Here is a 13,347-nt window from a genome sequence, read left to right as displayed (position 1 = left end):
GCGCGCAGGAGCAGTCCGGGCGCACCGGGAGCGGCAGTCAGCGCACGGCCGGGCGGCGCGGGGGAGCAGGCGGGACCTCCTTGGCGGCCACCACCTGCCCAAGGGGAATAACGACGTCGGCCTGCCGGGTGCGGACTGTACAGGAACCGGCGTCGCAGGCCAGCAGGTGACCCAGGGCGTCCGTGAGGCCGCCTTCGATCCGGTAGCGCACCACCACGCGGATGCCGGGCGCAGCCGAGGCAAGGAAGCGGGCGGGTGCGGGTAGTGGCTGACTCACCAGTTCATACTAGGTGCGCCGGCTAGGTTCGCGGGAACGGGCTGGGGGATAATAGGCTCAGATGTCAACAGTCCGGCCGTGCTGCCGGATGCAAGAGCCGGCGGGAAGCCGGAACCCAACGTGGAGAGGCCAGGGACGTGACGTACGTAATCGCGCAGCCGTGTGTGGATGTTAAGGACAAGGCATGTATTGAGGAATGCCCGGTCGACTGCATCTATGAGGGCGAGCGTTCGCTGTACATCCATCCGGACGAATGCGTTGACTGCGGCGCCTGTGAACCGGTGTGCCCGGTGGAGGCCATCTACTACGAGGATGACACCCCCGAGGAATGGGCCGACTACTACAAGGCCAATGTTGAGTTCTTCGATGACCTCGGGTCCCCGGGGGGCGCGGCCAAGGTCGGCAACACGGGCAAGGACCACCCCATGATCGCCGCCCTGCCGCCGCAGAACCAAGACCACTGACGCGGACGCAAGCCGTGACCGCAGCAACGAATTCGTTTGGCCTGGACCTGCCCGACTACCCGTGGGAGGCCATGGCGCCGTACCTGGCGAAGGCTTCGGAGCATCCCGGCGGAGCCGTGAACCTGTCGATCGGGACACCCGTCGATCCCACGCCGCAGCTGATACAGGATGCACTGAAGGCGGCCGCGAATGCCCCGGGATATCCCACGGTGCACGGCACCCCGGCGCTCCGGGAAGCCATTGCGGGCTGGTTCGAGCGCCGGCGCGGCGTGTCCGGCCTTGATCCCCGGAACATCATGCCCACGGTGGGGTCCAAGGAACTCGTTGCGTGGCTTCCGCTGCTGCTTGGCCTCAAGCCGGGGGACGTCGTCGTACGCCCCAAGGTGGCCTACCCGACGTACGATATCGGCGCCACCCTCGCAGGCGTCACCTCCGTGGCAACGGACAACCTGGACGAACTCGATGACGCCACCCGCTCGCGCGTCCGCCTCATCTGGGTCAATTCCCCCGGGAACCCCACGGGAAGCGTCCGGGGCATCGAATCCCTCCAGGCGCTTGTGGAACAGGCGCGTGAGCTGGGTGCCGTGGTGGCCTCGGACGAATGCTATGCCGAACTCGGATGGGGGGACTGGGACGTCCAGCGCGGCGGCCGGCGCGTTCCCAGCATCCTGGACCCGCAGGTGGCGGGCGGCTCCCACCAGGGCCTGCTTGCCGTGTACTCGCTCAGCAAGCAGTCCAACCTCGCCGGCTACCGCGCGGCATTCGTGGCCGGTGATCCGGACCTGATGCCCAACCTGGTCAACAGCCGCAAGCACGCGGGCATGATCGTCCCTTACCCGGTCCAGGAGGCCATGCGCGTGGCCCTGGGGGACGACTCCCACGTCGAGGCCCAAAAGGACCTCTACAGGGGCCGGCGGGAGCGGCTGGTGCCCGCCCTGCTGGACTTCGGCCTGGAGATCAAGGATTCCGACGCCGGCCTGTACCTTTGGTCGACGGCGGGGGAGGACACGTGGGACACAGTGGCCCGCCTGGCTGACCGCGGCATTGTGGTGGGACCCGGCGTCTTCTACGGGGACGCCGGCAACGGCTATGTCCGCGTTGCCCTCACCGGATCCGACGAGCGGATCGACGCGGCCGTGGCACGCCTGGCCGGATCGGGCTCCTAAGGGTACGTAATAATCGTGTGACTCGCCCCACATCCGGCGCGTTTTAGGGTGCATTTGACGGCTGCGGATTAGTGACACCCGCCAAGGGGCGGTACTTTTTAAGTGACTATCAATGGTGGCTTTCTACAAGAAGGCAGCCCGGGTGTTGGAACCTGTCTTCTCAGGCTTCGTGCGCGGCTCACCTGATGTTGGATCAAGCTTTCGACAGAGGCCCAGAAGCCTCATGAAGGGGACTCCATGACTGAGACCAACAATGCTGCGACCCTGCTCCACGCAGGTGGCGAGCTGAAGCTCCCGCGCATCCAGGTTGTTGAAGGGAACGAGGGTTACGACGTCTCCAAGCTGCTGAAGCAGACCGGTGCCGTAACCTTCGACCCCGGCTTCATGAACACCGCAGCAACCACCTCGGCAATCACCTACATCGATGGCGATGCGGGCATCCTGCGCTACCGCGGATACCCCATCGAGCAGCTGGCGCAGCACTCCAGCTTCCTTGAGGTGTCCTACCTGCTGATCTACGGCAACCTGCCCACGCCCACCGAGCTGGACGAGTTCGACCAGAAGATCCGCCGCCACACCCTGCTGCACGAGGAGCTCAAGGGCTTCTTCGGCGGCTTCCCCCGCGACGCGCACCCCATGCCGGTGCTGTCCTCGGCCGTGTCCGCGCTGTCCACGTTCTACCAGGACTCGCTGGACCCGTTCAACGCCGAACAGGTGGAGGTCTCCACCATCCGGCTCATGGCCAAGCTGCCGGTCATCGCCGCCTATGCCCACAAGAAGTCCATCGGCCAGCCCATGCTGTACCCGGACAACTCGATGAACCTGGTGGAGAACTTCCTGCGCCTCAGCTTCGGCCTGCCCGCCGAGCAGTATGAGCTGGACCCGGTCATCGTCAAGGCCCTGGACCTGCTCCTCATCCTCCACGCTGACCACGAGCAGAACTGTTCCACTTCCACCGTGCGCCTGGTGGGCTCCTCCAACGCCAACCTCTTCGCGTCCGTTTCGGCGGGTATCAACGCCCTCTTCGGCCCGGCCCACGGCGGTGCCAACGAGGCCGTGCTCAAGATGCTCCGCCAGATCCAGGCCGAGGGCCTCAAGCCCGAGGACTACATGGAGAAGGTCAAGAACAAGGAAGACGGCGTCCGCCTCATGGGCTTCGGGCACCGCGTGTACAAGAACTACGATCCGCGCGCCAAGATCGTCAAGGCCACGGCGCACGAGATCCTCAGCAAGCTCGGCGGCAACGACGAACTGCTGGACATCGCCATGCGGCTGGAAGAGAAGGCGCTTAGCGACGACTACTTCATCCAGCGCAAGCTCTACCCGAACGTGGACTTCTACACCGGCCTGATCTACAAGGCCATGGGCTTCCCCGAGAAGATGTTCACCGTCCTGTTCGCCATCGGCCGCCTGCCCGGCTGGATTGCCCAGTGGCGTGAAATGATCAGCGATCCCAACACCAAGATCGGCCGTCCGCGCCAGCTGTACATCGGCGAGCCGGAGCGGGACTACCCGGTCCGCTGAAACCGGCCATAACGACGGCGGCCGCCCACCTTTCCAAGGTGGGCGGCCGCTTCGCGTTGTGCCACATTCAAGGGGACTACGAGGCGTAGCCTTGGGGGTTGTTTTTCTGCCAGCGCCAGTGGTCCTCGCACATCTGGTCCACCGTCTTGGTGGTGGACCAGCTCAGGTCCGCCAGGGCGGACGTGGCGTCGGCCCAGAAGGCGGGCAGGTCCCCTGCCCGGCGGCTGGTGATTTCGTAGGGGATGGGCTTGCCCACAGCCTTCTCGAAGGAGCGCAGGACCTCCAGAACGGAGGAGCCCTTGCCGGAGCCGAGGTTCCAGCGGAAGACGCCCGTCCGGCCGGCAATGTGGTCCAGTGCCGCGACGTGCCCTGCCGCCAGGTCCACCACATGGATGTAGTCGCGCAGGCAGGTGCCGTCCGGGGTGTCGTAGTCGCCGCCGAAGACCATGAGCTTCTCGCGGCGGCCCACCGCCACCTGGGCGATGAAGGGAACCAGGTTGTTGGGGATGCCCTGGGGATCTTCGCCGATGCGTCCTGAGGGGTGCGCGCCCACCGGGTTGAAGTAGCGCAGCAGTGCTATGTGCCAGCGGGAGTCGGCTGCGCCAAGATCGGAGAGGATGTCCTCGATCTGTTCCTTGGTGCGCCCGTAGGGGTTGTTGGCGCCGATTTCCATCTTTTCCACATAGGGGATGGGGTTGTGTTCGCCGTAGACGGTGGCGGACGAGCTAAAGACAATGGAGCGGACGTCGTGCCGGTCCATGACGCGGATGAGGTTGAGCGTGCCCACCAGGTTGTTGTAGTAGTACTTGAGCGGCTGCTGCACCGATTCGCCCACGGCCTTGAGCCCGGCGAAGTGGATGACGGCGTCAATGCCGGCGCCGGCGAAGACCTTGTCGACGGCGGCCTCGTCCACCAGGTCGACGTTGTGGAACTCCGCGGTCTTGCCGCTGAGCTCAGCCACGCGGCGCAGTGACTCCTCGCTGGAGTTGACCAGGTTGTCGATGACGGCCACGTCGTGGCCGGCTTCCTGCAGGGAAAGAACAGTGTGGGAACCGATGTAGCCGGTACCCCCTGTGACCAAGATTTTCATGCCTCAACGCTATCCCACGGGAAGCGGTCCCCGCCCCTGCGTCCCGGATGGCGGGCGTCGACCTGACGGTGGAGGCGGCAGTGGAAGCACAAGTGTGCTAATAAGAATGGTGCCCAAAATAGTAGACGCGGATGCCCGGCGTCAGGATGTTGTCCAAGCGGTTCTGCGCATCATCGCCGTCGATGGGCTGGAACGTGCCTCGCTGCGCGAAGTGGCGGACGAGGCCGGCCTGGCAGTCGGTTCCGTCCGGCACTACTTCGCTGGCAGTGATGAACTGCTGGCCTTCTCGTTCGGCACCGTGGTGGACCGGGTGGTCGGCAGGCTGGAGGCACTGCTGCCGGGCGTGCAGGAGGCTGCCCAGGCCAGCCCTGAACAGCGGCAGGCGGTTCTGACCCTCCTGGGCGGCATGCTTCCGCTGGATGAGGAATCAGCTGTGGAGGCCTGCGCCTGGCTTGCCTTCAAGAACGCGGCGCGGATCAGGCCGTTCCTTGCCGCCGAGGCCGAACGCAGCCACCGCGAGGTGGCCGCCATCGTGGGCGTAGTGGTTGCCTCCCTGCTCCCCGAAGATGAACCGCAGGAGAACCTGGTGGTGGAGGCGGAACGCCTTCTGGCCACCCTGGACGGCCTGTGCATGCATGCCCTGCTGCAACCGGGCTGGATGACAGCGCAGATGTGCCGCGACGTGCTTGAGCGGCACCTGGACGGACTGGCACGGTAGGCGCCCGGGTCCAATCCTGCACTACCGGGAACTGGCTGCGGGAATAGACTGATAGCCGGGTACTGCAGAGCGGGTCATGCCGCCCGGCATGGGAAGGCCAGGGAAGGACTTTGGATGCATCACGCAAGCGGTTCAGGGTGGCAGATCACCACCGACACGTCCGGGCCCATGATGATCGCACTGTACGTCCGGGATGCGGCCGGCTTGAACGGAGTGGGACAACCGATGCTGTCCCATGCGTCGCCGAAGGTCCGTTCGGCTGACCACTCCCACCTGACGGCCGACGTTGGTGGCATCAGCGCGCTGAAGACCGAGTGGGAGGCCTGGTGGGAGCAGCTGCTGAAGGCCCATCCGCACACATCGCCGGAACTCTCCCCGCCCAGTTTTGACGCGTTCGGCAACTCTCCGGCCCTGCAGCGGGTCCTGCAGGCCCATTTCGGCTCCGCCCTCACTTGGGCCAGGGAGCGCAGGAGCGAATACGCCGAGCTCGAGGCCGAACGGGTGGCCTCCGGAACGGACCAGCTGCTTGAGGACATGGTGGACGACAGGCTGATGGAAGTGGGGCGGGACTCGCGGGACTTCAAGCTGACCATCATCGAGCTGCCGCTGGACGAGCAGCGGGCCTGGTACCTGGAGCCCGACAAGATCATCATGAGCCAGGATTTGATGGGGCAGCCGGACCTCCTCCGCAGCTACGTCCAGCCGGTGCTGGAAATCCTGGTCTAGCCACCCTTAAGGCAGGACGACGGCGGCCCTTCAGCTGCCGCCGTCGTCCTGCCGTACGGTGATGCGCACCTGTCCCTCCGGGGCCCCTGAAGCCTGCCATCCGTCCCCATCGGGACGGTGCCAGGTCCGGCCTGCCACCTCCACCTGGGTGACGGCCAGGTCCTTGGCGTTGGCAACCGCCCACTGGGCAACCGACCATGCCAGCGCGCCGTCGGCGTCCACCACCAGGGTGGCCCCGTCAACCTGTGAGTCCACGCCGCCGTAGGCCTGGTCCAGGTCGGTGGCCACCGATGCGGTTGTCCCGCCGGCCGCCGGGGAGCGGAGCGTGCACTGCACTCCGGCCGGCGTCTGTCCGGTGAGTCCGGAGGCAAAGGCCCGGCCCATGTCCTCGTGCTGGGCATATGCCTTGGGGTAGGCCGACTTCTGGACCCGCTGAGCAGCATCGGTGATGTCGAGCGCCTCGTAGCCCGGAATTTTCACCAGCGCGTCATAGAAGGCATTGACGGCATAGTAGGGGTCCATGATCTCGGCCTCCGTGCCCCAACCCTGGGACGGACGCTGCTGGAAAAGCCCCCGCGAGTCCGGACCGGCCTGGTCGCCGTGCCCGATGTTGCGCAGCTTCGACTCCTGCATGGCGGTGGCGATGGCAATGGTGGCGGCGCGCGCCGGCAGTCCCCGCCTGACGGCCGCCGCGGTGATCAGCGCGGCGTTGGCCGCCTGGTCCGGCGCAAGTTCACCGGTCCGGTTGCCGGCCGCAGCGGTGCAGCGCTCCGAAACGAGGGTTTCGGAACGCTGCACGAAGAACACTGCTGTGTAAATTCCGCCCGCTGCCAGTGCGAGGGTGAGCAGCAGCACCGCCAGGCGGCGCAGGCCGCGTCTGCGTGCCACGAAGGGATCAGTTGGCGTGCAGGGCGTCGTTCAGTTCAACGGTCTGGCCCTTGCGGGGCAGGGCCTCCACCGCCCCCGTGGTGGAGTTGCGGCGGAACAGCAGGTTGGGCACGCCGGAGAGTTCGGCGGCCTTGACGATCTTGGTGGTGTCATCGCCCACCTCGTCCTTGGGGCCCGGAACGCGGACCCGGGTGCCTGCCGTGACGTAAAGCCCGGCTTCCACCACGGAATCATCCCCGATGCTGATGCCCACGCCGGAGTTCGCACCGAGCAGGACGCGCTCACCGATGGTGATCTTTTCCTTGCCGCCGCCGGACAGGGTGCCCATGATGGAGGCGCCGCCGCCAACATCGCTGCCGTCGCCGGCCACGACACCTGCGGAGATACGGCCTTCCACCATGGAGGTGCCCAGGGTGCCGGCGTTGAAGTTGACGAAGCCCTCGTGCATGACTGTGGTGCCGGCGGCGAGGTGGGCGCCCAGGCGGACCCGGTCGGCGTCGGCAATCCTGACGCCGGAGGGGACCACGTAGTCCACCATGCGCGGGAACTTGTCCACGCCGTAGACGGTGACGGCGCCCCGGCGGCGAAGCCTTGCGCGTGTCAGTTCGAAGCCTTCGACGGCGGCCGGGCCGAAGTTGGTCCACACCACGTTGGGAAGCTTGCCGAAGATGCCGTCCAGGTTGATGGTGTTGGGCTGGGCCAGGCGGTGCGAGAGGAGGTGGAGGCGGAGGTAGGCGTCCGCGGTGTCCGCCGGGGCTTCATCGAGGTTGATCTGGACAAAGACCACCTTCTGCTCGGTGCCGCGGTCCTCGTCAGTGCCGTTCTCGGCGATCTGCACCAGGGTTTCATCCGCGTTGTCCACCGTGCGGAGGTTCTCCGCCGCAACTCCCAGTGCCGGCGCGGGGAACCAGACGTCCAGGACCGTGGCGTCGCCGGTGGCAATGGTGGCTACGCCAAAACCGTAGGCGGAACGGTCATCAGCGTTGGAGGTCAGGGTTTCGGGCACGGCAGAGGAAGCGGTCTCAGTCATGTGCCCCAGTCTATCGAGGGCGGGGCATGGGGTTCGAACTAGACTGGCTTCGTGACTGCTGAAACCGCCCCAGACTCTTCCGTGTCCACCCTTGACCTCCGCCAGGACGTGGCGCTGCTGACCGCAGCGCTCATGGACATCAACAGCGTGTCCGGCAATGAAAAGCAGCTCGCGGACGCCGTTGAGTCCGCCTTGCTTGGGATTCCCCAGCTGGCCGTGGTGCGCGACGGCGACGCCATCATCGCCCGGACCGAACTTGGACTCGCCGAACGTGTGATCCTTGCCGGCCATCTGGACACAGTGCCGCTTCCGCTCACCGAAGGATCCCGGGGCACCGTTCCCTCCAGCTGGGAATCGGGTGTTCCGGGCGAGGGCGTCCTGTACGGCCGCGGGGCCACGGACATGAAGGGCGGGGTGGCGGTCCAGCTCGCACTGGCGGCAGGATTGTTCGACGGCGGCGCGCAGCCCAAGCGGGACGTCACCTTCGTCTTCTATGACCACGAGGAAGTGGAGGCCGTGAAGAGCGGACTGGGACGCCTGGTCCGCAACCACGGCGACCTGCTGAAGGGGGACTTCGCCATCCTGCTGGAACCGACGGACGGCACGGTGGAGGGCGGCTGCAACGGCACCAGCCGGTTCGAGGCAAGCACGGTGGGGGAGGCCGCCCACTCGGCCCGCGCCTGGATGGGCAGCAACGCCATCCACGCCGCGGCACCGATCCTTGCCCGCCTGGCTGCCTACGAACCCCGGACCATCAATGTCGACGGGCTCGATTACCGGGAAAGCCTCAACGCGGTGAAGATCAACGGCGGCACGGCCGGGAACGTCATCCCGGACCGCTGCGTCGTCGAGATCAACTACCGGTTCGCCCCGGACAAGACGCCGGACCAGGCCGAAGCCCACGTCCGGGAGCTGCTGGCGGGCTTCGACGTGGTCCGCACCGATGCCGCCGCCGGCGCGCGGCCCGGACTGCAGCACCCGGCTGCCGCCTCGTTCGTGGCCGCCGTGGGAGCCGAGCCCAAGCCCAAATACGGCTGGACCGACGTCGCCCGCTTCAGTGAGCTGGGCATCCCGGCGGTGAACTTCGGCCCGGGGGACGCGCTGCTGGCGCACAAGGACGACGAGCACGTCCACGCCGACGCCATCCGCAAGTGCCTGGCCGCCCTGGAGAGCTGGCTCGCTGCCTGACGGTCCACGAACAGGAAAGGTCCGGAACTCCCCACGGGAGCTCCGGACCTTTCCTGTTGTGGGCTCTTGGAAGCTACGGAGCCGCAGCTTCCAAAACATCGGGTTCGGCCTTCGCCATGCCCCCGGCTGCCTTCTTGGAGCCGCGGCGCTCGATCCATACGGCAAGCCGCGAGACCGAGATGTTGATGGCGATGTAAATGGCCGCCGCCACGAAGAAGATGGGGAACAGGTATTGCGTGCCAAGGAAGTCCGCCATGACCTGCACCGCGCGCAGCAGCTCGCCGTACGCCACAATGTAGCCCAGCGAGGTGTCCTTCAGCAGCACCACCATCTGCGCCACGAGGGATGGCATCATGCGGCGGATCGCCTGCGGCAGCTCGATCAGCATGCGGGACTTGTAGCTGGTGAGGCCGATGGCCAGGCCGGCTTCCCGTTGTCCCTTGGGCAGGGACTGGATGCCGGCGCGGATGATCTCGGCAAAGACCGCAGCGTTGTACAGCACCAGGCCGGCCACGACGGCGATGAACGCCGAGGTGCCGAACCCGAGCAGGATGAAGAGCATCATGAGGACCACAGGCATGCCGCGGAGGAATTCCAGGATGATCCTCATGGGAATCCGGATGAATGCGGCATCCGAAATGCGGAGCAGGCACAGCAGCAGGCCCAGCGGGAACGCGATGACTGCCGCCAGTGCGGCTGCGGAAAGCGTGGACCCCAGCCCTTTACCGAGCAGTTGCCACACGTCGCCGCGGGTGAAGATTTGCCAGCGGCGCGCCTCGAAGATGCCCTGCTGGGCGAGGATCGTAACCACCCAGGCCAGCAGGCCGAGAATCAGCAGGCCGCCGATGATGGAGGCAATGAGGGAAACCCGGCGCGCTTTGGGGCCGGGGACGTCGTAGAGAACCGAGCTCATCGGGCAATCGCCACCTTTCGTTCCACCGTGTTGGCGAGGATTCCCAGCGGAACGGTGAGGAGCAGATAGAAGAACGCCGTGCCCAGCAGGACGGTGATGACGGCGTCGCCGTTGGCGTTGGCCAGCTGGCGGCCGTAGCCGAACAGCTCCAGGACGAAGAAGGCGCCGGCCACCGAAGAATTCTTGACGAGCGCGATCAGGATGTTGATCAGCGGCGGGATCACCGTCCGCAGGGCCTGGGGGAGGATGATGAGCGAGAGCACCTGGCCGAACTTCATGCCGATGCTGCGCGCTGCCTCGGCCTGGCCGACAGGCACGCTGTTGACACCTGAGCGGACAGCTTCGGCGATGAACGCGGCGGTGTAGGTGCTGAGGGCGATGATCGCGGCGATCTCGAACTGTTCGAACTTGACTCCGATACGGGGGAGCACGACTGCTGCAAAGAAGAACGCGATGGTCAGCGGGGTGTTGCGGAGGACTTCCACGTAGACGGTGCTGAAACCGCGGAGTGCCGCAACCGGGGAGACGCGTGCCGCGGCCAGCAAAGTGCCAAGGATCAACGCGAAGATACCGGAGACGACGGAAAGGAAAAGAGTGCGGAGAAAACCCTCCCAGTACAGGGGCAGGTTTTCAAAGATGACGTCCATAAGATCCTTCGGCTGTAAGCGTGGACGGATTGAAGGCTGTGCTGCCGGGGCCGTTGAGGGGCCCCGGCAGCATGGCGGACGCTACTTAGTAACGGTTGATGGCCGGGAGGCTGGGCGCGGTCTTGATAACCGAACCTGCGGTGGCTTCCCACGCCTTCTTGTACGAGCCGTCCTTCCCGAAGGCTTCCAGCTGGTCGTTGATCCAGTTGCGGAACTCGGTATCACCCTTCTTCAGGCCGATGCCGTAAGGCTCCTTGGTGAAGGTTTCCTCTGAGGCGAGCTTGAAGGCATCCGGCTCCTTGTCAACGAAACCGGCGAGGATCACGTTGTCCGTGGTGACGGCTTCAACCTGCTTGTTGCGAAGCGGCTCCAGGCAGGCGGAGTAGGTGGCGGCCGGAACCAGTTCCGCGCCGTACTTGTCCACGATGGTGGCGGCCGGGGTGGAGCCCGTCACGGAGCAGACCTTCTTGCCCTTGACGTCCTCGGGCTTCTTGATGGAGTCGTTGTCCTTGTTCACCATGAGGGCCTGGCCGGCTTCGTAGTACGGGCCGGCGAAGTCGACAACCTGCTTGCGCTTGTCGCTGATGGTGTAGGTGGCAATGACCAGATCCACCTTGCCCTGCTCAATGAAGGGCTCGCGGTTGGCCGAAACGGTCTCGGACCATTCGATCTTGTCCGCGGCGATGCCCAGCTTGGCGGCGATCAGCTTGCCGATTTCAACGTCGAAACCGACGGGCTTGCCGTCCAGGCCAACCTGGCCGAACAGTGGCTGGTCGAACTTGGTGCCGATCTTGATGGTGCCGGCGGAGGACAGCTTTGCCATGGTGGTTCCGGCAGCGAACGACGGCTTCTCAACGGGGCTGGGGTTGCTGGAGCCACCCGAGTCTCCGCCGCCACAGGCGCTGAGGGACAGGGCGAGGGCAGCGGTGGCCGCCACGACGAAGGATTTCCGCCTGGACATAAATGCCTTCATGACATTCCTTTCATTGGTGGCCGTGGGTTTCCGGCCTGGATGCGAACTGACGTGTGATGGTTCGAATAACTCAGTGGGTGAGGAGCTTGGACAGGAAGTCCTTGGCGCGGTCGCTCTTCGGGTTGGTGAAGAATTCCTCCGGGGTGGCGTCCTCGACGATCTGGCCGTCCGCCATGAAGACCACGCGGTCGGCGGCCTTGCGGGCGAAGCCCATCTCGTGCGTGACCACAATCATGGTCATGCCTTCCTTGGCCAACTGGACCATGACGTCCAGGACCTCGTTGATCATTTCGGGGTCCAGTGCGGATGTGGGCTCATCGAACAGCATGACCTTCGGCTTCATTGCCAGGGCGCGGGCAATCGCCACACGCTGCTGCTGGCCGCCGGAGAGCTGGGCCGGCAGCTTGGGCGCCTGGTGGCCCACGCCCACCCGTTCGAGCAGGGCCATGGCGTCCTTTTCCGCGGCCGCCTTGGACACGCCCTTGACCTTGATGGGTCCCAGGGTCACGTTCTCGAGGATCGTCTTGTGGGCGAAGAGGTTGAAGGACTGGAAAACCATTCCGACGTCGGCACGGAGCTGCGCGAGCTCCTTGCCTTCCTCGGGGAGGACTTTCCCGTCGATGCTGATGGTTCCGCCCTCAATGGTTTCCAGGCGGTTGATGGCCCGGCAGAGGGTGGACTTACCGGATCCCGAGGGTCCGATGACCACAACAACCTCGCCCTTGCGGACCTGCAGGTTGATGTCCTTCAAAACGTGCAGCTGGCCGTAATGCTTGTTTACGGCGTTCAGGGAGACGAGGGCATCGCCGGGCACATGAGTAGTCATAGGAACGAATCTAGCGAAGAACCGTGCGTTATGACGCCAATCACCCCAAGTTCCTGCTGATCGTGATTCAAGAGATACCTGGAGTGGGAGGTTAGCCTAGGGGAATGAGTATCAACGCAGATCCGGCCAAGAATTCCCAGCCCCGCCGTAAGGGGCCCCTTGAGCTGCGGCGCAAGCAGGCGGCCGTGGAGATGTCGGACCAGCACCTGCTTGATACCAAGGGTCCGGGCCAGTTTGTCCACACCGATCCGTGGCGGGTCCTGCGGATCCAAAGTGAATTCGTCGAAGGTTTCGGTGCCCTGGCGGACATTGGAAAAGCGGTCAGCGTTTTCGGCTCGGCGCGGACCAAACCGGGCAGCCAGTACTACGAGATGGGTGTGGAGGTGGGCCGCAAGCTCGCCGAAGCCGGAGTCGCGGTAATTACCGGTGGCGGGCCGGGCTCCATGGAGGCGGCCAACCGGGGGACGGTGGAGGGCAACGGCGTATCGGTTGGCCTTGGCATCGAGTTGCCGTTCGAGCAGGGCCTGAACCAGTGGGTGGACCTGGGCATCAACTTCCGGTACTTCTTTGCCCGCAAGACGATGTTCGTCAAATACGCGCAGGGCTTCATTGTGCTCCCCGGCGGGCTGGGCACCCTGGATGAGCTGTTCGAGGCCATGGTCCTGGTCCAGACGCGCAAGGTGACCTCGTTTCCCATCGTGCTCCTCGGCGTCGAATTCTGGGGACCGATGATCGACTGGATCAGGGGCACCCTGGTGGCCGAAGGCATGGTCTCGGAAAAGGACCTGGACCTGATCCAGCTCGTGGACGATCCCGCGGAGGCAGTGGACCGGGTCCTGCATGCAGGCGTGACACCGTCCCTGAACGGGGAACAGCGGCCGGAGTAGCTGCAGGCCAAAGTCCGGGCCGCCGGTCTG

15 protein-coding genes are annotated in these 13,347 nt (G+C 65.3%); 7 read left to right on the top strand and 8 right to left on the bottom strand.

What is annotated here, in order from left to right; all coding sequences use genetic code 11:
- Positions 1-37 precede the first annotated feature (37 nt).
- Complete coding sequence (locus FB478_RS06710; protein ID WP_043424755.1) at positions 38-277, bottom strand: hypothetical protein; 240 nt, start codon at positions 275-277, stop codon at positions 38-40.
- A 137-nt stretch (positions 278-414) separates the two neighbouring features.
- On the opposite strand from FB478_RS06710, the gene fdxA reads away from it, so the two are divergent.
- The 3 genes from fdxA to FB478_RS06695 all read left to right on the top strand — a co-directional run bounded on the left by fdxA (position 415) and on the right by FB478_RS06695 (position 3,431).
- On the top strand, positions 415-741 hold the full coding sequence (fdxA, locus tag FB478_RS06705) for a ferredoxin (RefSeq protein WP_026265673.1): 327 nt from the start codon (positions 415-417) through the stop codon (positions 739-741).
- A 14-nt stretch (positions 742-755) separates the two neighbouring features.
- Positions 756-1,907 carry a succinyldiaminopimelate transaminase gene (gene dapC / locus FB478_RS06700; RefSeq protein ID WP_056394105.1) on the top strand — a complete coding sequence of 384 codons (1,152 nt, stop codon included), beginning with the start codon at positions 756-758 and terminating at the stop codon, positions 1,905-1,907.
- A gap of 237 nt (positions 1,908-2,144) precedes the next feature.
- Positions 2,145-3,431 (top strand): citrate synthase, encoded by a 1,287-nt coding sequence (locus FB478_RS06695; protein ID WP_018768605.1) that lies wholly within the window; start codon positions 2,145-2,147, stop codon positions 3,429-3,431.
- 76 nt (positions 3,432-3,507) lie between these two features.
- Here FB478_RS06695 and galE read toward each other — a convergent pair whose 3' ends face one another.
- Positions 3,508-4,521 (bottom strand): UDP-glucose 4-epimerase GalE, encoded by a 1,014-nt coding sequence (gene galE, locus FB478_RS06690; RefSeq protein ID WP_144599992.1) that lies wholly within the window; start codon positions 4,519-4,521, stop codon positions 3,508-3,510.
- A 109-nt stretch (positions 4,522-4,630) separates the two neighbouring features.
- Between galE and FB478_RS06685 the strand changes: the two genes are divergently transcribed.
- Both FB478_RS06685 and FB478_RS06680 read left to right on the top strand, forming a co-directional pair.
- Positions 4,631-5,239 (top strand): TetR/AcrR family transcriptional regulator, encoded by a 609-nt coding sequence (locus FB478_RS06685; protein WP_144600057.1) that lies wholly within the window; start codon positions 4,631-4,633, stop codon positions 5,237-5,239.
- Positions 5,240-5,353: 114 nt separating this feature from the next.
- Positions 5,354-5,965 (top strand): hypothetical protein, encoded by a 612-nt coding sequence (locus FB478_RS06680; protein ID WP_018768602.1) that lies wholly within the window; start codon positions 5,354-5,356, stop codon positions 5,963-5,965.
- 30 nt (positions 5,966-5,995) lie between these two features.
- Here FB478_RS06680 and FB478_RS06675 read toward each other — a convergent pair whose 3' ends face one another.
- Complete coding sequence (locus tag FB478_RS06675) at positions 5,996-6,853, bottom strand: hypothetical protein (protein WP_018768601.1); 858 nt, start codon at positions 6,851-6,853, stop codon at positions 5,996-5,998.
- A 7-nt stretch (positions 6,854-6,860) separates the two neighbouring features.
- Positions 6,861-7,883: a 2,3,4,5-tetrahydropyridine-2,6-dicarboxylate N-succinyltransferase gene (dapD, locus tag FB478_RS06670; protein ID WP_144599991.1), complete on the bottom strand. Its 1,023-nt coding sequence runs from the start codon at positions 7,881-7,883 to the stop codon at positions 6,861-6,863.
- Positions 7,884-7,934: 51 nt separating this feature from the next.
- Here dapD and dapE point away from each other — a divergent pair, with 51 nt between their 5' ends.
- Positions 7,935-9,071 (top strand): succinyl-diaminopimelate desuccinylase, encoded by a 1,137-nt coding sequence (dapE, locus tag FB478_RS06665; RefSeq protein ID WP_056394095.1) that lies wholly within the window; start codon positions 7,935-7,937, stop codon positions 9,069-9,071.
- Positions 9,072-9,144: 73 nt separating this feature from the next.
- Here dapE and FB478_RS06660 read toward each other — a convergent pair whose 3' ends face one another.
- The 4 genes from FB478_RS06660 to FB478_RS06645 all read right to left on the bottom strand — a co-directional run bounded on the left by FB478_RS06660 (position 9,145) and on the right by FB478_RS06645 (position 12,430).
- Positions 9,145-9,984 (bottom strand): amino acid ABC transporter permease, encoded by an 840-nt coding sequence (locus FB478_RS06660; protein WP_018768598.1) that lies wholly within the window; start codon positions 9,982-9,984, stop codon positions 9,145-9,147.
- Positions 9,981-10,631: an amino acid ABC transporter permease gene (locus FB478_RS06655; protein ID WP_018768597.1), complete on the bottom strand. Its 651-nt coding sequence runs from the start codon at positions 10,629-10,631 to the stop codon at positions 9,981-9,983. Before FB478_RS06655 ends, FB478_RS06660 begins: the two co-directional genes overlap by 4 nt.
- Positions 10,632-10,716: 85 nt before the next feature.
- Entirely contained in the window at positions 10,717-11,604 is an 888-nt protein-coding gene (locus FB478_RS06650; RefSeq protein WP_144599990.1) for a glutamate ABC transporter substrate-binding protein, read from the bottom strand.
- Positions 11,605-11,674: 70 nt separating this feature from the next.
- Positions 11,675-12,430, bottom strand: coding sequence for an amino acid ABC transporter ATP-binding protein (locus tag FB478_RS06645; protein WP_026265670.1), 756 nt, complete (start codon positions 12,428-12,430; stop codon positions 11,675-11,677).
- A gap of 104 nt (positions 12,431-12,534) precedes the next feature.
- On the opposite strand from FB478_RS06645, the gene FB478_RS06640 reads away from it, so the two are divergent.
- On the top strand, positions 12,535-13,317 hold the full coding sequence (locus FB478_RS06640) for a TIGR00730 family Rossman fold protein (protein ID WP_018768594.1): 783 nt from the start codon (positions 12,535-12,537) through the stop codon (positions 13,315-13,317).
- Positions 13,318-13,347: the final 30 nt, after the last annotated feature.

The sequence above is a fragment of the Arthrobacter sp. AG367 genome, from assembly GCF_007828995.1.
Classification (GTDB): Bacteria; Actinomycetota; Actinomycetes; order Actinomycetales; family Micrococcaceae; genus Arthrobacter.
Note: the sequence above shows the minus strand (reverse complement) of the source record. Positions and strands in the feature narration are given on the sequence as shown.